Source organism: Amycolatopsis pretoriensis, from assembly GCF_900107925.1.
Taxonomy (GTDB): domain Bacteria; phylum Actinomycetota; class Actinomycetes; order Mycobacteriales; family Pseudonocardiaceae; genus Amycolatopsis; species Amycolatopsis pretoriensis.
Genome location: NZ_FNUJ01000013.1, coordinates 110,214 through 127,820 on the forward strand (window position 1 = coordinate 110,214; position 17,607 = coordinate 127,820).

General features: G+C 72.0%; 21 protein-coding genes. 14 read left to right on the plus strand and 7 right to left on the minus strand.

Annotated elements, in window-relative coordinates; genetic code table 11:
• Positions 1–4: 4 nt before the first annotated feature.
• Positions 5–1,357 carry a TrpB-like pyridoxal phosphate-dependent enzyme gene (locus BLV96_RS42680; protein WP_086679303.1) on the minus strand — a complete coding sequence of 451 codons (1,353 nt, stop codon included), beginning with the start codon at positions 1,355–1,357 and terminating at the stop codon, positions 5–7.
• 65 nt (positions 1,358–1,422) lie between these two features.
• Between BLV96_RS42680 and BLV96_RS42685 the strand changes: the two genes are divergently transcribed.
• The 6 genes from BLV96_RS42685 (at position 1,423) to BLV96_RS42710 (ending at position 5,515) form a co-directional block, all read left to right on the plus strand.
• Positions 1,423–2,280: an arginase family protein gene (locus tag BLV96_RS42685; protein WP_086679304.1), complete on the plus strand. Its 858-nt coding sequence runs from the start codon at positions 1,423–1,425 to the stop codon at positions 2,278–2,280.
• On the plus strand, positions 2,277–2,951 hold the full coding sequence (locus BLV96_RS42690) for a dienelactone hydrolase family protein (RefSeq protein WP_086679305.1): 675 nt from the start codon (positions 2,277–2,279) through the stop codon (positions 2,949–2,951). The genes BLV96_RS42685 and BLV96_RS42690 overlap by 4 nt, the downstream gene beginning before the upstream one ends.
• Positions 2,948–3,652, plus strand: coding sequence for a phosphatase PAP2 family protein (locus BLV96_RS42695; protein WP_086679306.1), 705 nt, complete (start codon positions 2,948–2,950; stop codon positions 3,650–3,652). Before BLV96_RS42690 ends, BLV96_RS42695 begins: the two co-directional genes overlap by 4 nt.
• Before the next feature lie 23 nt (positions 3,653–3,675).
• A complete protein-coding gene (locus tag BLV96_RS42700) occupies positions 3,676–4,185 on the plus strand; it encodes a hypothetical protein (protein WP_086679307.1) in 510 nt (169 codons plus the stop codon).
• Between the two features lie 174 nt (positions 4,186–4,359).
• Complete coding sequence (locus BLV96_RS42705; RefSeq protein WP_086679308.1) at positions 4,360–4,821, plus strand: phage tail protein; 462 nt, start codon at positions 4,360–4,362, stop codon at positions 4,819–4,821.
• A gap of 64 nt (positions 4,822–4,885) precedes the next feature.
• Positions 4,886–5,515 (plus strand): VOC family protein, encoded by a 630-nt coding sequence (locus BLV96_RS42710; protein ID WP_086679309.1) that lies wholly within the window; start codon positions 4,886–4,888, stop codon positions 5,513–5,515.
• On the opposite strand, the gene pdxR is transcribed toward BLV96_RS42710, so the two are convergent.
• Complete coding sequence (gene pdxR, locus BLV96_RS42715) at positions 5,501–6,901, minus strand: MocR-like pyridoxine biosynthesis transcription factor PdxR (RefSeq protein WP_425266216.1); 1,401 nt, start codon at positions 6,899–6,901, stop codon at positions 5,501–5,503. The two genes, BLV96_RS42710 and pdxR, sit on opposite strands and share 15 nt — an antisense overlap.
• A 58-nt stretch (positions 6,902–6,959) precedes the next feature.
• Between pdxR and BLV96_RS42720 the strand changes: the two genes are divergently transcribed.
• The gene (locus tag BLV96_RS42720) at positions 6,960–8,114 is read left to right on the plus strand and encodes an MFS transporter (RefSeq protein WP_086679311.1); all 1,155 of its coding nucleotides are present in this window, start codon (positions 6,960–6,962) and stop codon (positions 8,112–8,114) included.
• A gap of 54 nt (positions 8,115–8,168) precedes the next feature.
• On the opposite strand, the gene BLV96_RS42725 is transcribed toward BLV96_RS42720, so the two are convergent.
• Complete coding sequence (locus BLV96_RS42725) at positions 8,169–8,804, minus strand: nucleotidyl cyclase domain-containing protein (protein WP_208608480.1); 636 nt, start codon at positions 8,802–8,804, stop codon at positions 8,169–8,171.
• Positions 8,805–8,952: 148 nt separating this feature from the next.
• Here BLV96_RS42725 and BLV96_RS42730 point away from each other — a divergent pair, with 148 nt between their 5' ends.
• Entirely contained in the window at positions 8,953–9,999 is a 1,047-nt protein-coding gene (locus BLV96_RS42730; RefSeq protein WP_143051111.1) for a helix-turn-helix domain-containing protein, read from the plus strand.
• 37 nt (positions 10,000–10,036) lie between these two features.
• Positions 10,037–10,834 (plus strand): Fpg/Nei family DNA glycosylase, encoded by a 798-nt coding sequence (locus BLV96_RS42735; protein ID WP_244180910.1) that lies wholly within the window; start codon positions 10,037–10,039, stop codon positions 10,832–10,834.
• On the opposite strand, the gene BLV96_RS42740 is transcribed toward BLV96_RS42735, so the two are convergent.
• A complete protein-coding gene (locus tag BLV96_RS42740; protein ID WP_086679313.1) occupies positions 10,831–11,298 on the minus strand; it encodes a DinB family protein in 468 nt (155 codons plus the stop codon). The genes BLV96_RS42735 and BLV96_RS42740 overlap by 4 nt on opposite strands.
• 74 nt (positions 11,299–11,372) lie before the next feature.
• Between BLV96_RS42740 and BLV96_RS42745 the strand changes: the two genes are divergently transcribed.
• Positions 11,373–12,167 carry a PIG-L family deacetylase gene (locus tag BLV96_RS42745; protein WP_091390325.1) on the plus strand — a complete coding sequence of 265 codons (795 nt, stop codon included), beginning with the start codon at positions 11,373–11,375 and terminating at the stop codon, positions 12,165–12,167.
• A 555-nt stretch (positions 12,168–12,722) separates the two neighbouring features.
• Here the strand turns inward: BLV96_RS42745 and BLV96_RS42750 are convergent.
• A complete protein-coding gene (locus tag BLV96_RS42750; protein ID WP_341866150.1) occupies positions 12,723–13,034 on the minus strand; it encodes a Rid family hydrolase in 312 nt (103 codons plus the stop codon).
• A gap of 131 nt (positions 13,035–13,165) precedes the next feature.
• On the opposite strand from BLV96_RS42750, the gene mtnA reads away from it, so the two are divergent.
• The gene (gene mtnA / locus BLV96_RS42755; RefSeq protein WP_086678389.1) at positions 13,166–14,131 is read left to right on the plus strand and encodes an S-methyl-5-thioribose-1-phosphate isomerase; all 966 of its coding nucleotides are present in this window, start codon (positions 13,166–13,168) and stop codon (positions 14,129–14,131) included.
• Here the strand turns inward: mtnA and BLV96_RS42760 are convergent.
• Positions 14,128–14,343, minus strand: coding sequence for a ferredoxin (locus BLV96_RS42760; protein WP_208608481.1), 216 nt, complete (start codon positions 14,341–14,343; stop codon positions 14,128–14,130). The two genes, mtnA and BLV96_RS42760, sit on opposite strands and share 4 nt — an antisense overlap.
• 2 nt (positions 14,344–14,345) lie before the next feature.
• Positions 14,346–15,536 (minus strand): cytochrome P450, encoded by a 1,191-nt coding sequence (locus tag BLV96_RS42765; RefSeq protein WP_086678387.1) that lies wholly within the window; start codon positions 15,534–15,536, stop codon positions 14,346–14,348.
• Positions 15,537–15,651: 115 nt separating this feature from the next.
• Here BLV96_RS42765 and BLV96_RS42770 point away from each other — a divergent pair, with 115 nt between their 5' ends.
• The 3 genes from BLV96_RS42770 to BLV96_RS42780 are packed head-to-tail and all read left to right on the plus strand — an operon-like array spanning position 15,652 to position 17,572.
• Entirely contained in the window at positions 15,652–16,161 is a 510-nt protein-coding gene (locus BLV96_RS42770) for a PadR family transcriptional regulator (protein ID WP_086678386.1), read from the plus strand.
• Positions 16,158–17,372, plus strand: coding sequence for a cytochrome P450 (locus BLV96_RS42775; protein ID WP_086678385.1), 1,215 nt, complete (start codon positions 16,158–16,160; stop codon positions 17,370–17,372). Before BLV96_RS42770 ends, BLV96_RS42775 begins: the two co-directional genes overlap by 4 nt.
• Positions 17,373–17,377: 5 nt before the next feature.
• Positions 17,378–17,572, plus strand: coding sequence for a ferredoxin (locus tag BLV96_RS42780; protein WP_086678392.1), 195 nt, complete (start codon positions 17,378–17,380; stop codon positions 17,570–17,572).
• The last annotated feature ends 35 nt before the right edge of the window (positions 17,573–17,607 follow it).

The window sequence follows — 17,607 nt, forward strand, 5'->3', positions numbered from 1 at the left end:
CGGCCTACGGCAGAGTGGCGAGCGACGCTTCGAGTGTGGCGGCGGACAGTTCGTTGTCCACCATGTCGCCTGCCAAGTAAGCCCCGTACGCCGGCAGGTCCAGGTGCGCGTGGCCGCACAGGGCCGTGAGGATCACCCTCTCCTCGCCCGTCTCCTTGCACCGCAACGCTTCCTGGATGCACGCCGCCAACGCGTGCGTCGGCTCCGGGGCCGGGATGATGCCCTCCGACCGCGCGAACCGCACCCCCGCCGCGAAGCACTCCTGCTGCCCGATCGCGATCGCCTCGATCAGGCCCAGCTCGTAGATGTGCGAGATCAGCGGCGACATCCCGTGGTAGCGCAGGCCGCCCGCGTGGATCGGGTCGGGGATGAAGTCGTGGCCGAGCGTGTGCATCTTGAGCAACGGCGTGAGCCCGGCCGTATCGCCGAAGTCGTACGCGTACTTCCCCCGCGTCAGCGACGGGCACGCCGCCGGCTCGACCGCGCGGATCACCGGGTCCATCCGGCCGGCCAGCTTCTCCCGCAGGAACGGGAACGCCAGCCCCCCGAAGTTCGAGCCACCGCCGGTGCAGCCGACCAGGACGTCCGGGGTGTCCCCGGCCAGCTCGAACTGCTTGAGCGCTTCCTCGCCGATGATCGTCTGGTGCAGCAGCACGTGGTTGAGCACGCTGCCCAGCGCGTACCGCGCGTCCGGGTCCTGCGCCGCCTGCTCGACCGCCTCGCTGATCGCGATGCCGAGGCTGCCGGTCGAATCCGGGTGGTCCTTCAGGATCGCGCGGCCGGACTCGGTCAGCTCGGACGGGCTCGGGTGGACCGTCGCGCCGAACGTCTCCATCATCAGCTTGCGGTAGGGCTTCTGGTCGTAGGACGCCCGGACCTGCCAAACCTCGCACTCCAGCCCGTACTGGGCGCAGGCGAACGCCAGCGCGCTCCCCCACTGGCCGGCGCCGGTCTCGGTGGTCAGCCGCGTGACGCCTTCGGCCGCGTTGTAGAACGCCTGCGGGACAGCGGTGTTCGGCTTGTGCGAACCGACCGGGCTGACGCCTTCGTACTTGTAGTAGATCCGCGCCGGCGTGCCGAGCGCCTTCTCCAGCCGTCGCGCCCGGAACAGCGGCGACGGCCGCCAGAGCCGGTAGACCTCCCGAACCTCCTCCGGGATGTCGACATAGCGATCAGTCGTCACTTCCTGGGCGATGAGCGCCTGCGGGAAGAGCGGCGCGAGGTCGTCGGGCCCGACCGGTTCGCGGGTGCCGGGGTGCAGCGGGGGCGGTGGCGGCTCCGGCAAGTCGGGGATGACGTTGTACCACTGGGTCGGCAGCTCGTCTTCGTCCAGGACGTACTTGGTCTTCTCGGCCATCGAGCCTCCTTGGTCGGCACCTCAACTTAGGACGCTCCCGGCCGCGTAGCCAGTACGGTGACCGGGTGGGGAATCACGTCCTGATCGACGCACCGTCCAACCTGGGCCTGCGCCCGCCCGCCGAGGGTGCCGTGCCGGGCTGCTACAAGACGCCCGGCGTGCTGCGCGACCTCGGGATCCTCGACCGCCTGGGAGCGTCCGACGGCGGCGTCGTGACGCCGGGGCGCCACGTCGGCACCTGGTCGCCGGGCGACGGCGTCCGCAACAGCGCGGCCATCGCGACCTACACGCGGGCGCTGGCCACGCGGATCGAGGCGGTCCGTTCGTCGGGCGGCTTCCCGGTGGTGCTGGGCGGCGACTGTTCGATCTCCCTGGGCGCGATGCTGGCGCTGCGCCGCGCCGGCCGGTACGGCATCGCGTACCTGGACGGCCACGACGACTTCCGCCACCTGGGCATCGCCGACCACGTCGGCGCGGCCGCGGGCGAGGACCTGGCGATCATGACCGGCCGTGGTGCCGCCGACCTGGCCGACCTCGACGGGCTGCGGCCCTACGTCCGCGACGAGGACGTGCGGGTGCTCGGCGTGCGGACGGCGGAGTCGTCGCGGCTGCGCGCGGCGGGGATCTCGTTCGTCACCTCGGAAGAGCTGATGACATCCGGGGTTTCCGTGCCGTCGTTCGCGGACGTGGACGGGTTCTGGGTGCACGTGGACATCGACGTCCTCGACCCGGCGTACGTGTCCGCTGTGGACAGTCCCGACCCGGGCGGCCTGGACCCGGACACGCTGGTTTCGCTGCTGCGCGGGCTGCTGGCGCTCCCGGGCGCGGCGGGGTTCGAGCTGACCGTGTTCGACCCCGACCTCGACCCGGACGGCCGCCAGGCCGAACTGGTCGCCGACGTCCTGGAAAGGACCTTCCGATGAAGAGCGTGCTGACGGACCTGCCGGTGTGGCTCCCGCCGTCCGGCCGCGGCCCGGGCCTGGTGCTGGTCCAGGAGATCTTCGGCCTGGACGACTACCTGCGTTCGGTGGCGGCCGGCCTCGCCGCGGCTGGGTACGTGGTGGCGGTGCCGGAGCTGTTCTGGCGCACGGCACCCGGCTGGTCCTCGACCCACGACGAAGCCGGCGTGGCGGCGTCGATGGAGGTGTCGTCCGAGTTCGACGCGGCGCTGGGACTTTCGGACGTGCTGGAAACCGTGGCCCACTTGCGTTCTTCGCCTTCGGTGACGGGCGGGGTCGGCGTGCTGGGCTTCTGCCTGGGCGGCTCGCTCGCGTTCGCGGCGGCGGCAGCGGGCGACCCCGACGTGGCGGTGTCGTTCTACGGCTCGACGGTCGCCGGGCGGATCGCGGACCTGACGCGGGTGACGTGCCCGATCCAGTTCCACTTCGGCGGGCAGGACCCGTACATCCCGCGGACGGACGTGGCCGTCGTCGAGGCGGCGGTCGCCGGGCACCCGGGGGCGGAGATCCACGTGCAGGAGGAGGCGGGGCACGCGTTCCACAACAACGTGGCCCCGATGTTCCACCACCCGGAGGCGGCCGCGCGGGCCTGGGACCTGACCACGGAGTTCCTCCGGCGGACCCTGCCGGCATGAGAAAGCTCCTCAGCGGACGGGTGGCCGAGCTGGTCTTCCTGCTGCTGTGGTTCCTGCTGTTCGCGCGCATCGCCGCGCTGCTGGGCACGGACGTCGAGGCCGCCACCGCGCACGCGCGGGCCGTCCAGGACGCGGAACACGCGGTGCACTTCGACGTCGAGCTGAGCGCGAACCGCCGGCTGGCCGGGCAGCCGGCCCTCGCCCAGCTCGCGGTGGCCGTGTACCGGCTGTACTACGTGGTGGTCGCGGGCGTGCTGGCGTGGGTGTTCGTCCGGCATGCCGAGGTGTACCACGAAGTCCGCCGGACGATGGTGGCGATGATGGCCCTCGTGCTGCCGGTCTACTGGGCGGTCCCGCTGTCCCCACCGCGGCTGGCCCTGCCGGGCGCGGTGGACATCGTTGCGCGGTACGACCTTTTCCACCAGGAGAGCTGGACGAACCCGACTCACTACACGGCGATGCCGAGCATGCACGTGGGCTGGTCGCTGTGGTGCGCGTACGCGGTGTGGACAGCGCTGCGGGGAACGCGGTGGGCGCTGCTGCCGTGGGCGTTCCCGCTGCTCATGGTCGCGGTCGTGATCACCACGGCGAACCACTACGTCCTGGACGTCGTGGGCAGCGTGGTCCTGCTGGTCGCCGCGATCGCGGCGGCGTGGGTGTGGGGCCGCGTCGTCGCCCGCCGGCTGCCGGCGGCTCCGTAGCCGAGCCGGTCTATCGTTCCGCCATGCTCGATCGCCTCCGGGCCAACGCCCGCGCCGCCGCCCTGCTGGCGGACGTCTTCGACTTCGACATCGCCCGCCTCGACCCCGTCGAACCGGTGCGGTTGGCGTCGGGCGGCGAGCTGCGCGTGGTCGCCGGCGACGCCTCCGGCGGCACGTTCTTCGTGTGCGACGACGGGCCCGTCCTCTACGCCAGTTCCGAAGGCACGGCCGGGATCCTCGCCACCGACCTGGACACGGCCGTCCGGCTCGTCATCGAGGTGCCGACGTGGCAGGACGTCGTGTCCGACGCGGCCGACCCCGACGCGATGCGTGCCTCCTTCGAAGCCTCGTATGCCGAGCTGAAAGAGGACGAGCCGGAAATCGACCGGCTCCGCGACGAGGCCACCGCCGAACTGCGGCTCGGCCGCGTCGCCGTCGAGGAGCTGTTGGTGTCACTGAGCACGTGCCTGACGGAACTGTCGCCCCGTTATGTGCTGCTCAACGAAGAAGGCGGCGAGTACGACCCGCTGTAACCCCACCGGCAGTCCGGAGCACCGGCCGGTCGACGAACTGGCATCTCCGTCCACTATGGAGTGCTCGGAGCGTGACGATCACCGTGCCGGACCCGCGCGCCGCGGTCGCGATCATCCGCGAAGCCGGGGCAACCGGGTTATAGTCGGCCGCACCGAGATCGCCGGAGGAACGCCATGCCGCACGCCGTGGACTTCACCACCGTTTCGACCGCGGGCCTGGAATCGTCGCCCGTCGCGGCCGCGCTCGCCGGCCTGCGGGCGAACGAGGCCCGCTACTTCAAGAACAAGTACGACCACGTCTTCACGGTCGAACCGGCAGGGGACGTGCAGTCCACCGTGGACTGGGTGCACCGGATCCTCGACGAAGAACGCGGGATCGTCATCGCGTCCCGCCCGCTCGAGGCGACGGCGTTCCAGGTCGAGAACATCCGGATGGCGTACGTGTTCTACGAGAGCGGCCTGTCGATCAACGTGATGTACACGGTGGACGACGGCGGCAAGCGCGCGGTCGGGTTCAAGCTCTCCGAAGGCATGGAGGTGCCGGCGGAGCTGGCGTCGTTCAAGTTCGCCCGCCAGAAGTCCAAACTGGCCGGCACCATCCGCGGCTCGTACTTCGTCGTCAAGGGCGAGTACTGACCCGCTCCGAACCGGTCAGGAATCGAGAAGCCCCACCCGGCCGCCCGGACCTAGCGTTACCGGCATGACGAACATCGACTCCATCACCCTCGAGGTCACCGACACCGCCGCCGCCGAGCGCTTCTACTCCGACGCCTTCGGCCTCACCACCCAGCTCCGCTTCCGGGCCGCGCAGCAGCCGTCCAGCGGGTTCCGGGGCTACACGCTCTCCCTCACCGTCGCCCAGCCCGGGGACGTCGACTCACTGATGGCCAGCGCCGTCGAAGCCGGGGCCACGACGCTCAAGCCCGCCGCCAAGTCCATGTGGGGCTACGGCGGCGCCGTCCAGGCTCCGGACGGCGCCATCTGGACCCTCGCGACCTCGAACAAGAAGGACACCGGCCCCGTCACGCGGGAGTTCGACTCCATCGTGCTGCTGCTCGGCGTCGCCGACATCATCGCCACCAAGAAGTTCTACGTCGACCACGGGCTCGCCGTCGCGAAGAGCTTCAGCCGCATGTACGTCGAGTTCGAAGGCGGCGAGAGCGCGATCAAGCTGGCGCTCTACCGCCGCAAGGCGCTCGCCAAGCAGGCCGGCGTCGCCCACGAAGGCAGTGGGTCGCACCGGATCGCCGTCAATCACTCCGCCGGGGCGTTCACGGACCCGGACGGGTTCGCCTGGGAAGTCACCACGCAGCAGTCACTCGACGCCTGAAAGCAGGTCCGCGACGGCGGCGATCCCCGCTTCGATCGAGCGTTGCGGCGTGTCGCCGAAGCCCAGGACGAGCCGCGGGGCCGTCGCCGGCGGTGCCGTGTGCATCCGGCCCAGGCCGTACAGCCCGACGCCGCGCTCGGCCGCGCGGCTGATCACCTCCTCCTCGTCGGTGCCCGGGGGCAGGTGCAGGATCGCGTGGAACCCCGCCGCGAGCCCGGTGACGCGGATGCCGGGCGCGTGCGCGGCCAGCGCGGTGAGCAGGGTTTCGCGCCGGGCCGCGTACTCGGCGCGGGCGCGGCGCAGGTGCCGGTCGTAGCGCCCGGATTCGATGAGCAGGGCCAGCGCCAGCTGGTCGATCCCCGGGCTCCCGCGGTCGGTCACGTGCTTGCCGCGCGCCAAGCCCTCGAGCAGCCGGGCGGGCGCGACCAGCCAGCCCAGCCGCAACGCGGGCGCCAGCGACTTGCTGACCGTCCCCAGCGAGACGACGCGGTCGGGGTCGAGGCCCTGCAGCGAGCCGACCGGGTCGCGGTCGTAGCGGAATTCGGCGTCGTAGTCGTCCTCGATGACGACGCCGTCGTGCCGCCGCGCCCATTCGAGCAGCTCCTGGCGGCGGTGCCCGGCGAGCACCACGCCGGTGGGCCACTGGTGGGCCGGGGTCACCAGCACGGCCCGCGCGCCGCTGCGTTCCAACGCGGCGACGTCGACGCCGTCCTCGTCGACCGGGACGGGCACGGCCCCCATGCCGGCCGCGTTCGCCTGCTCGGTCGTCGTCCGGACGACGCCGGGGTCCTCGACGGCGATCGTGTCGATGCCGTCGGCGACGAGCGCGCGCAGCACCAGCCCGAGCGCCTGGGCCATCCCGGTGCACACGACGAGCTGGTCGGCCGTCGCCACGACCGCCCGCACCCGCCGCAGGTACGCCGCGAGCACCTCCCGCAGCTGCCGGGAGCCCGCGGGATCGCCGTAGTCGAACGCGCTGTTCGGCGCGGTGCGGCAGACCTCGCGCACGGCCCACGCCCAGTCCTCGCGCGGCGCGAGGCGCAGGTCGGGGACGCCGTGGCGGAAGTCGGCGACGTCGTGCTCCGGCCGCTCGGGCGCGGTCACCCGCGGCGGCTCCGCGGGCCGGGCGACCGAGGCCACCCGCGTCGCCGAGCCCGCGCGGCTGGTCAGGTAGCCCTCGGCTTGCAGCTGGGCGTAGCAGTCCTGCACCAGCCCCCGCGACAGGCCGAGGCCGCGGGCGAGCTCGCGCGACGACGGCAGCTTCTCCCCGCCCGCCAGCCGGCCGCCGCGGATCGCGTCGCGCAGCTGGTCCTCCAGCTGCGTGCGCAGGCCCGCGCCGCTCTCGCGGTCGATCGTGAACAGCAGCTCCGGACTCAAACCGGCCACTCCACAGCCATGGAACTGGACCTTACCGGTGACCCGGTTCGCTTCTACCGTTGTTCCCATGACCGCTGACCTGCAAATCCGGCCGAGGCTGGTATCCCGCGCCCTGCTCATCCGCTTTGTCTCGATCTTCGGGTCGGCGATCGGCTTCTACCTGCCGCTTTCGGTGGTGCCGCTGTTCGCGAAGCAGGCGGGCTCGGACAGCGGCGCGGGGCTGGCGACGGTCGCGCTGCTGCTGGCCACCGTGGCGGCCGAGCTGGTGACGCCGCGGCTGGTCGCCCGGGTCGGCTACCGGTGGGCGCTGGCCATCGGGCTGGTCCTGCTCGGCGCGCCGACACTGCTGCTCACGGTCAGCTCGGACGTCGGGGTGATCATCGGGGTCAGCGTGGTGCGCGGGATCGGGTTCGCGATCGCCGTCGTCGCCGGTGGCGCCGTCACCGCCCTGCTGATCCCCGCGGACCGGCGCGGGGAAGGCCTCGCGCTGGTCGGGATCGTCGGCGGGATCCCCGGTCTGCTGGCGCTGCCCGCCGGCGTCTGGGCGGCGGCGCACTGGGGCTTCACGCCGGTCTTCGTGGCGACGGCGGTGGCCACCCTGCTCGCCCTGCTGTCGGTGCCGGGTCTGCCGCGCCACGCCGCGACGCCCAAGGAAGACGGCGGCCACGGCGTCCTCGCCGGCCTGCGCAACCCGGTCCTGACCCGGCCCGCGACGATCTTCGCCGCGGCGGCCGCCGCGGTCGGCGTCCTGGTCACGTTCCTGCCGCTCGCCGCGTCGGACCAGCCGGCGTGGGTCGCCGCCAGCGCGTTGCTGGCCCAGCCCGCGGCGGCCACCGCGGCCCGCTGGTTCGCCGGCCGGCTCGGCGACCGCCGCGGCCCCGCCGTCCTGCTGGTGCCGGGTGTGGTCCTGTCCGCCGTGGGCATGGCGGCCATCGCGTTCACCGGTACGCCGTCGCTGGTGATCGGCGGGGCGGTCGTGCTCGGCGCGGGCTTCGGCGCGCTGCAGAACGCGACGCTCACCCTGATGTACGCCCGCGTCCCGGCGGGCGGCGAGAGCGCGGTCAGCGCGATCTGGAACGCGGCCTACGACCTGGGCATGGCCGCCGGCGCGCTGGGCGCGGGGCTGGTCATCGGGTCGGTCGGCTACCCGGTGACGTTCGTCCTCGCCGCCGTGGTGATCGTGCCGGCGCTGGCCCTGGTCCGGCGGGACCGCCGCCCCTGACCGGCGGCCGCCGCGGCGGTCTCGTCACGACGCGGCGGCCGTCCTCCAGCGGGGTCACCCGCCCGGCAGCTCGATCACGGTGCCGTGCCCGGCCGGGACCACGTCTTCGGGCGCGGGCCCGGCCTTCGGGCTGCCGACGCAGAGGTACCCGCGGTAGGTCCGCCCCTTCACCTGCTCGGTCACCAGCCGGAACCGGTCGGGCCGCAGGCCGCGGAACCGCGTGGCGACGACGTCTTCGTACAGCCGCTGCGAAACGACCACCACGACGTCTTCGCCGGCGTGGCGGGCGAGCGTTTCGCGCGCGGAATCCGCGTCCAGCAGCCGGCAGGCGGCGATCAGGGCGTCCCCGATCGGGCCGAACGCCCCGGCGGTCAGGGCGCCGTGGTGCATCGAAATCCGCAACCGCAGCCGGGGCCGGCTCCCCCGCCGCAGTTCTTCCACGACCTCGTGGGCGAAATCCGCGACGACGCGGGAAACGTCGGAATCGGCGGGCAGCACCGCCAGTTCCCCGTCGCCCCGCGGTTGCCGCAGCCATTCGGCGCGGCTGAGCCCCGCGCGCGCGGCCGCCCGGTCGAGCACTTCTTCGAGCCGGAAAAGCACCGCGGTCTGGTCGAGGATCCCCAAGCGCGAGAACCCTTCGACGTCGACCGCGAGGATGAGTCCGTAAACGAGCTGACCTTTGTGAAGCATTGTCCGTCCCCTCGGCAGAGCCGATGTCCCTGATCCGATTGAACAGGCGTGCCCGGTTTGCGCACCACGTTCGCGGACACACGAGGACGAACGCGAAAGGATGAGACGATGTGGGACAAAAGCGGCCGGGATGGGACACCATGTCACCATGCCGCTTTCCCGACCCGGACCGTTCGGTGACCTTGACCCGTCCGGGGTCACGACGCTCACCCAGTTGGCCGCGCTGCTCCGGCAATGCCGGGTGCGGGCCGGGAACCCGTCGTTTCGCGACATCGAGCGGCTCGGCGAGAAACAGGGCCACGCGTTGCCCCGCTCGACTGTGAACGGGGTCCTCGCCGGCAAGCGCGGCCCGCGCCGGGATCTGCTTTTGGCGCTCCTGGACGCCTTCGGCGTTCCTGACGGCGACCGGGCGGCGTGGACGAACGCCTGGGAAAGAGCCGTCGCCGGGCTGCCCGCGGACCTCGTCGCCGATCCGGAGGAAGCGCCCGACATCTGGCGGTTCCCGCCGGACGAGCCGGTGATGATCACCTGCGGGCGAATCCCGCAATCGGAGTTCGGCAGTTTCGCACCGAGTGACCGACGGGATCCCGACTACGTCGATTTGCTGACGTACGCCGATCCGGACGCACTGGTCCACCTGTTCGGCCACATTCGCGCGCTGAACCCGGAAAACGACGTGAAGTTCGCGACGACGGACGAGCTGCAACCCGTGGACTACACGAGCCACCTGGTGGTGATCGGCGGTTCGGATTTCAACATGATCACGCGAGACATGTTCTCGGCGCTGCACCTTCCGGTGAAGATGTCACCGCGCCTGCCGGCGACGGATTGGCTCGGCATGGAAGTCGTCAACGGGGACGGAACGCAGCGATTCAGCCCCGTTCTCGGCGACGAATACGGGGCACGCATCCTCCACGAGGACGTGATCCTGTTCTTCCGCGGCGTCAACCCGGCCGACCGGCGGCGCACCATCACGATGTGCGCCGGCATGTACGCCCGCGGCACCCTCGCGGCCGCCCGCTGCCTGACCCACCCGGTGCTCGGCCCGGCGAACCAGGCGTACCTGCGCCGCACGGTCGGCGCCAACCGCCACTTCGGGTTCATCGCGCGAGCGATCGTCATGGACCGGATGGTGGCCGCGCCGGACCTGACCAACCCCGACCACCGGCTCTACGAATGGATGCGGCCGGAGTGATCTGCGGCCGGGTGCCGGACCGGTCAGACTGGTCGGCGTGCCGGAACTGCCCGAAGTGGAGCTCGCCCGCCAGGTCCTCGCCGACGCGCTCGGCCGGGAGGTCCGGGACGTCGACGACCACGACGACTGGGTCTGCCGTCCGCACGCGCCCGGGGACATCGCGGCCGCGTTGCGGGGCGGGAAGCTCACCGAGGCGCACCGGCGGGGCAAGACGCTGTGGTGCGAAACGGAGAACGCCGACGGCGAGCCCGGCCCGAACCTCGGCCTGCACCTGGGGATGGCCGGGCAGCTGCGGTTCGCCGGCCGCAGCGGGCCGCCCGGGCCGCGCCGGTTCCGCGGCCGCGACGAGAAACCCGAGTGGTTCCGGTTCGGGCTCACCTTCGCCGACGGCGAACAGCTGCGCCTCTTCGACACGCGCCGGCTCAGCCGGGTCCGGCTCGACCCCGACCTCGACGCGCTGGGCCCGGACGCCGGCGAGGTGTCGCGCACGGACTTCCGCACGCGCGTCGGCCGGGGGCGGGCGCCGGTGAAGGCGCGGCTGCTGGACCAGTCCGTGCTGGCCGGGATCGGGAACCTGCTCGCCGACGAGACCCTGTGGCAGGCGGCGGTGAGCCCGGCCCGCCCGGTGCACGAGCTGACCGCCGACGAGCTCACGGACCTGCACAAGGCGCTGCGGAAGTCGTTGCGCGCGGCGATCAAGCACGGCGGCGTGCACACCGGCGAGATCATCGGCCACCGCCGGGCGGGCGACCACTGCCCGCGCTGCGGCGCGGAGATGGCGCACGGCACGGTCGGCGGCCGGTCCACCTGGTGGTGCACGAAAGAGCAGGCCTAACGCGGGCCGAGCCCGGTGCGGCCGTCGAGCAGCTCGCGGGCGACGTCGAGGTGGCCGGCGTGCCGGGCCGTCTCCTCGATCATGTGCAGGGCCACCCCGCGCAGGTCGCCGGTGAGCGGGGTGGGCGTCTTCAGGGGCGCGGACAGCGGGGTCGCGGCGAAGATCTCGTCGGAGCGGCGGCACTGCTCGCGGTAAAAGGCGAACACGACCTCGGGAGACCGGGGTGTCCGCAGCGGCTCGTGGTCGTCGTCCGGCCAGGACACCGGGTCCGCGGTGCCGGTGACGACCTCCTGGAACCAGTGCCGCTCGGCGTACCCGAGGTGCTCGACCATGCCCAGCGGGGTCCAGCCCGACGGCAGGACGGCGGTGGCCAGCGCGTCCTCGCCGAGTCCGTCGAGGATCGCCAGGACGACGGCGCGCTGGGCGTGCAGGAACGACAGCAGGGTGCTCTTCTCGTCGGCCACGACGGGGGACCTTAACGGTGGGAGCGCACCTTGGCGGGCGGTTTTTGTCGGTGGTGTTCGGTAGCTTGGCGGACATGGCAACACTGGTCACCTTCCACGCCCACCCGGACGACGAATGCCTGCGCACCGCCGGGGTGATGGCCAAGGCCGTCGCCGAGGGGCACCGCGTCGTGCTCGTCGTCGCCACCAAGGGCGAGGTCGGCGAGGTCCCGGACGGCTTCCTCGCCGAAGGCGAACAACTGTGGGAGCGGCGCGTGCGCGAGTCGCACGCGGCCGCGGAGATCCTGGGCGTCGCCCGCGTCGAGTTCCTGGGCTACCGCGACTCGGGGATGATGGGCGAGCCGACGAACGACGAACCGGCGTGCTTCTGGCAGGCGGACGTCGAGAAGGCGGCCGAGCAGCTGGCGGAGATCCTGCGCGCGGAGTCGGCCGACGTGCTGACGGTCTACGACGACAACGGCGACTACGGCCACCCGGACCACATCCAGGTCCACCGGGTCGGCATGCGAGCGGCCGAGCTGGCCGGAACACCGAGGGTGTTCCAGGCAACGTTCAACCGCGAGTTCATGCAGCGCGGCTTCGAGGCGGCGGTGGAGCAGGGGCTGATGCCCGAGGAGGCGGCGCCGAAGCCACCGGAGAACGTGGAGTTCGGCAAGCCGGAAGCCGAGATCACGGCGGCGGTGGACGTGTCGAAGTACGTGGGGGTCAAGCGGGCGGCGATGCGGGCTCATCCGAGTCAGATCAGCGAGGACATGTTCATGTTGGCCATGCCCGATGATGCTTTCGCTTTTGCTTTTGGGACCGAGTGGTTCATTCGGGTTGGGGAGGGGCCGGGGATCACGGAGACGGATTTGATGGGTGGTTTGTAGGAGGGCCGCCGGGGGCCGGGGGCCGGGGGCCGGGGGCCGGGGGCCGGGGGCCGGGGGAGGTTAGTCAGAGCCGCTCGCGCGCGCCATCGCTGCCTCCGCTTCCCGACCCGAAGTGCGGCTACCGCCGCATCCGGTGCTGCGCCGCCGAACCCTTCGGCCCGAGCCGCCGAGCGGCAGGCGCCACCGCGCGAGCGGCGCCTGCGACCCAACCCACCGCGCCCCGCGCCGCCTCTGCCCCACCGACCCCCTCGCCCCGAGCCGCCAAGCGGCAAGCGCCCGCGCCGCTGCTGCCCGGCCCGCCGAGCGGCAGGCGCCACCGCGCGAGCGACGCCCGCGGCCCAACCCACCGCACCCCGAGCCGCGTCTGGGCCACCGGCATCGACCCGAGCCGCCAAGCGGCAGACGCCGCCGCGCGAGCGGCGCCTGCCGCCCAACCCACCGCGCCCCATGCCGCCTCTGGCCCGCCGGCATCGAACCGAGCCGCCAAGCGGCGAGCGCCCGGGCCGCTGCTGCCCGGCCCGCGAAGCAGCGAGCGCCGGCGCCCTCGGCCGCCCCTCAGTCCAGCGCTGCCGTTACGTCCAGCTCCACCAGTTGACCCTCGAACCCCAACTGAGCCACCCCCACCAGCGTGCTCGCCGAGGTGAACGCCTCCCCGATCTCCGACCCCGTCAACCGGTCCCACACCTCCGACAGCACCGCACGATCCGCCGTCACCACGTAAACCACCGTCCGCACCACGTCCGCCGGCTCCGCCCCCGCGAACTCCAGCGCCGCCGCCGTGTTCGCCACCACCTGGTCGACCTGTGGCAACACCCCCTCCGCCACCGATCCGTCCGCCGCCACGGGGCACTGGCCCGCCAAGTACACCGTTCGCCCGCCGAGACCGATACCACGTGGTGATACCCCGGTGGCGTGTGCAGCCCGGGCGGGTTCTGCCGTTCAATGGTCACCGTCGCATCTTCGCCGGGCGCGCAACCCGATTACCCCGAGGAGGGCACGTGCGCAGGACCATCGACTGGGCCGACGACGCCGTCGTCATCATCGATCAGACCGCCCTGCCCGGGGAGTTCCGGCTGCTGCACCTGCGGACCGTCGGCGAACTCGTCGACGCCATCAAACGGCTCGCCGTCCGCGGGGCGCCCGCCCTCGGGGCCGCCGGTGCGCTCGGGGTCGCCCTCGCCGCCCGGACCGGCGATGACCTCGAGGCCGACGCCCGGCTGATCGCCACCGCGCGGCCCACCGCCGTCAACCTCGCCTGGGGCGTCGAGCGCGCCCTCGCGAAGCGACGCGAAGGTCCCGAAGCCATCCTCGAAGAGGCGAAAGCACTTCTCGACGAAGACGAAGAACTCAACAAGGCCGCTTCGAAGCACGCCGCCGAGGTCGTGCTCCACGAATGTCCGCGGCGACCTTTGCGACTGCTCAGCCACTGCAACGCCGGGCGGCTCGCCACCGTCGGGTGGGGCAGCGCCCTCGGCGTCGTCTGGCACCTGCACGAACGCGGTCTCGTCGAAGAAGTCCTCGTCGACGAGACCCGCCCGCTCCTCCAGGGCGCCCGGCTGACCGCGTGGGAACTCGCCCAGGAAAACGTCCCCTACCGGGTGCAACCCGACGGCGCGGCCGCCGCGGCCATGGCGAACGGGATGGTCGACTGCGTGCTCGTCGGGGCCGATCGGATCGCCGCCAACGGCGATGTCGCCAACAAGATCGGCACCTACGGCCTCGCCATCGCCGCCCGGCACCACGGGATCCCGTTCGTCGTCGTCGCGCCTTCGTCCACTGTGGACACGACCTTGGAGACGGGCGCGGGCATCGCCATCGAAGAACGCGATGCCCGCGAACTCACCCACCACGCCGGGACGCCGGTCACGCCGCCGGACACACGGGTCTTCAACCCCGCGTTCGACGTCACCCCGTACGAGCTCGTCACGGCCGTGGTCACCGAGCACGGCCGCCTCGAACCCTAGGGACGCGGGCCGATCTCGCGGCCGCCGTCGGTCACCGTGATCGCCATCGCCGGGCACGAGTCGGCCGCGTCCAGCACCGTTTCGTCGGCCGCCACCTCGGGCGCGACCGCCTGCGCGAACGCGCCCTCCAGGACGAACACCTCGGGCTTCAGCGCGGCACACATCCCCGAACCGATGCAGGTGTGTTCGTCGACTTCCACGTGCCAGGTCATGCTCACCATCCGATCGGCATCGACCGCGGTCCGCGGACGAGCATCTGCGTCTTCCACACGATATCGCCCGCCAGGTGGACCCCGGGCAACTCGGTGACCAACGCGCGCAAAGCCTCCTGGAGCTCGAGCCGGGCCAGGGGCGCGCCCAGGCAGTGGTGGACGCCGTGGCCGAAGCCGAGGTGGTGGGAGTCGCCGCGGTCGAACCGCAGCTGGTCGGCGTCGTCGAACTGCAGCCGGTCGCGGTTGGCCGCGCCGACCGCCACCAGCACCGGCTCCCCCGCCTTGACGAGCACGCCGCCGACCTCGACGTCTTCGGTGGCGTAGCGCGCGAACCCGGCGCCGGCGCCCAGCGGCACGAACCGCAGCAGCTCCTCGACGGCCGCCGGGATCAGGTCCGGGTCGTCGACCAGCCGCTGCCACTGCCCCGGCTGGTCGAGCAGCGCGTAGACGAAGTTGGGGATCTGGCTCGCGGTCGTCTCGTGGCCGGCGACGAGGATGCCGACGCACAGGTCGACCAGCTCCAGCTCGGTCAGCCGGTCACGGGTGTCGCGCGCCTCGATCAACGCCGTCATCAGGTCGTCCTGCGGCGCTGCTCGGTGCTCGGCGATCAGCCCGCGCATGTAGTCGCGCAGCTCTTCGCGGTTGCGCTCGAACTCCTCCGGCGTCAACCCGCTGGTGGACAGCGCGGCGTCGCTCCAGACACGGAACTTCGGCCGGTCGGCGACCGGGACGCCGAGCAGCTCGCAGATCACCGCGACCGGGATCGGCAACGCGTAGAGGTCGACGAGGTCCGCGGGCGGGCCGGCGGCCTTCATCTCCGCGATCAACCCCGACGCCAGCGAGGCGACACGCGGGCGGAGCAGCTCGACGCGGCGCATGGTGAACGCCTTGGCCACCAGGGTCCGCAACCGCGTGTGGTCGGGCGGGTCCATCTGCAGGATGCCGCCGTCGCGCTGCACGGGCGAGCGGCGCGGCGCGTCCTTTTCCTTCTCCATCGCCCGCGAAAACCGGCGGTCACCGAGCACGAGCCGGGCGTCGGCGTAGCGGGTGGCCAGCCACGCGGGCGCCCCGTACGTCATCTTGACCCGGACCATGCCCTCGGCTTCGCGGGCGGCCGCGTAGGCCTCGTTGAGGTCGAGTCCCGCCTCCTCGTTGAAGGGGTACGAGAGCGGCTCGGTGTGGGTGACGGTCATTCGGAAAACCCCCGTGCTCGGTTGTAAGCAGCTGCTTACAAAGCTACACAGTTTCTTCCCACCTGTCACGATCCGCCATTGCTCAGTCACGGATCACTAGGTTACGGTGACCTAGGTGTGGATCGAGATCCTCTTGCTGTCGAGGCTGGACCGCGAGCCAATGCACGGCTACGAGCTGCGCAAGGCCGTCGAAGCCTCGACCGGGCACACCCTGTCCAACAACTCGCTCTACCCGACCCTGCGGCGCTTCGTCGACGCCGGGGCGGTGAGCCGCAGCGCGGAGGAACAGGAGGCCAAACCGCCGCGGCACGTCTACACGATCACCGACGTCGGGCGGGAGCTGCTGCACGACATGCTCGCGGACTTCCCGGCCGAACTGGCGCTCAGCGAGGAGGAGTTCCTCGCGCGCGTCGGCAGCTTCAGCCGGCTGCGGCAAGGAGAACGCGCCCGCGTGCTCGACGTGCGGAAACAGGCGCTGACCAGCGAACACGCCCGGCTCACCGCGCTCGCCGCCGGGCAGGACGACCCGTGGGGCCGCGCCGCGCTGCGGCACGTCCTCGGGAAGTTCGACGCCGAACTCCGCTGGCTCGCCGACCTCGAAACCGAACTGAGGAGAGACGCATGACCACCACCGAAGAGACGCCTCGCCTCCCTTTCGCGCGGGCGAACGCGCTCGCCATCGCCCCGGACTACGAAACCCTGCGCAGCCGGGCGCCGATCAGCCGGGTGCTCACCCCGGCCGGTGACCCGGCGTGGCTGGTGACGTCGTACGAAGAGGCCAAGGAAGTCTTCCGCGACAAGCGCTTCGGCCGGTCGCACCCGGCGCCGGAGCAAGCGTCGCGCATCTCGAACGCCGCGATCCAGGACGGCCCGAGCGGTGACTTCGACACCGAAGAGGCCGAGCACAAGCGGATGCGCCGGATGCTCGCGCCCGCGTTCTCCGCGCCCCGCATGCGGGCGCTGGGCGACCGGATCGCCGAGCTGACCGACCGCTGCCTCGACGACCTGCAGGCCGCGCACGACGCCACACCCGGTGAGCCGGTCGATCTCACCGACTTCCTCGCCTTCCCGTTGCCGGTCTTGGTGATCTGCGAAATGCTGGGCGTGCCGTACGAAGACCGCGAGAAGTTCCGCGGCCTGTCCGAGCGGATCGCCATGATGGACGGCGGCGCGGACGCCCAAGCGGCGATGGCCGAGTTCAAGGCCTACATGCTGCAGCTGGCCGAGGCGAAGCGCGCGGACCCGCAGCCGGACGTCATCTCCGACATGGTCGCCGTCCAGGCGGACGACCCGACGTTCACCGACGACGACCTCGCGCGGATGGGCGCCGGCCTGCTGTTCGCCGGCCACGAGACGACGTCCACCCGGATCGCGATGGGCACGCTCTTCCTGCTCAGCGACACCGCCCGCCGCGACCGCTTCGCCGCCGATCCCGACGGCGAGGTGAACCAGACGATCGAAGAGATCCTGCGGCTGACGGCGACCAGCGGCACCGGCCTGCTGCGCTACGCCCACGAGGACGTCGAGGTCGCCGGAACGCGGATCATGCGCGGTGACGCCGTGCTGATCTCCAGCGACGCGGCCAACCGCGACGCCTCGGTGTTCGCCGACCCGGACGAGTTCGACCCGGGCCGCACGCCGAACGTCCACCTGGCCTTCGGCACCGGCGCGCACGTCTGCATCGGCGCCAACCTCGCCCGGACCGAGCTGCGGACGGTGTTCCCCAAGCTGTTCCGCCGGTTCCCCGGCCTGCGGCTGGCGGCCGGGATCGACGACATCCCGGTGCGCGTGAACCGCGTCGCCGGTGGCGTCGAAGCCGTTCCCGTGACGTGGTGAGCCCGGTGAAGATCACCGCCGACACCGAAGCCTGCGTCGCGTCCGGACAGTGCGTCCTGCTCGCACCGGGGACGTTCGACCAGGACGAGGAGACCGGCACGGTCGTCCTCCTCGCCGACCAACCGGCGGCCGGTGAGGACGACGCCGTCCGGCAGGCCGAGCTGACCTGCCCGGCCGCGGCGATCCGGGTGACCGGGTAGGAGCGCGCTTGTCCCGTTTGCCGGTTAGCCTGCTC

What these genes read in the sequence shown, in the direction of transcription:
- BLV96_RS42680 (WP_086679303.1), bottom strand. Translation starts at nt 1,357, where the DNA reads ATGGCCGAGAAGACCAAGTACGTCCTGGACGAAGACGAGCTGCCGACC.
- BLV96_RS42690 (WP_086679305.1), top strand. Translation starts at nt 2,277, where the DNA reads ATGAAGAGCGTGCTGACGGACCTGCCGGTGTGGCTCCCGCCGTCCGGC.
- BLV96_RS42695 (WP_086679306.1), top strand. Translation starts at nt 2,948, where the DNA reads ATGAGAAAGCTCCTCAGCGGACGGGTGGCCGAGCTGGTCTTCCTGCTG.
- BLV96_RS42700 (WP_086679307.1), top strand. Translation starts at nt 3,676, where the DNA reads ATGCTCGATCGCCTCCGGGCCAACGCCCGCGCCGCCGCCCTGCTGGCG.
- BLV96_RS42705 (WP_086679308.1), top strand. Translation starts at nt 4,360, where the DNA reads ATGCCGCACGCCGTGGACTTCACCACCGTTTCGACCGCGGGCCTGGAA.
- BLV96_RS42710 (WP_086679309.1), top strand. Translation starts at nt 4,886, where the DNA reads ATGACGAACATCGACTCCATCACCCTCGAGGTCACCGACACCGCCGCC.
- BLV96_RS42720 (WP_086679311.1), top strand. Translation starts at nt 6,960, where the DNA reads ATGACCGCTGACCTGCAAATCCGGCCGAGGCTGGTATCCCGCGCCCTG.
- BLV96_RS42725 (WP_208608480.1), bottom strand. Translation starts at nt 8,804, where the DNA reads ATGCTTCACAAAGGTCAGCTCGTTTACGGACTCATCCTCGCGGTCGAC.
- BLV96_RS42730 (WP_143051111.1), top strand. Translation starts at nt 8,953, where the DNA reads ATGCCGCTTTCCCGACCCGGACCGTTCGGTGACCTTGACCCGTCCGGG.
- BLV96_RS42745 (WP_091390325.1), top strand. Translation starts at nt 11,373, where the DNA reads ATGGCAACACTGGTCACCTTCCACGCCCACCCGGACGACGAATGCCTG.
- BLV96_RS42760 (WP_208608481.1), bottom strand. Translation starts at nt 14,343, where the DNA reads ATGACCTGGCACGTGGAAGTCGACGAACACACCTGCATCGGTTCGGGG.
- BLV96_RS42765 (WP_086678387.1), bottom strand. Translation starts at nt 15,536, where the DNA reads ATGACCGTCACCCACACCGAGCCGCTCTCGTACCCCTTCAACGAGGAG.
- BLV96_RS42775 (WP_086678385.1), top strand. Translation starts at nt 16,158, where the DNA reads ATGACCACCACCGAAGAGACGCCTCGCCTCCCTTTCGCGCGGGCGAAC.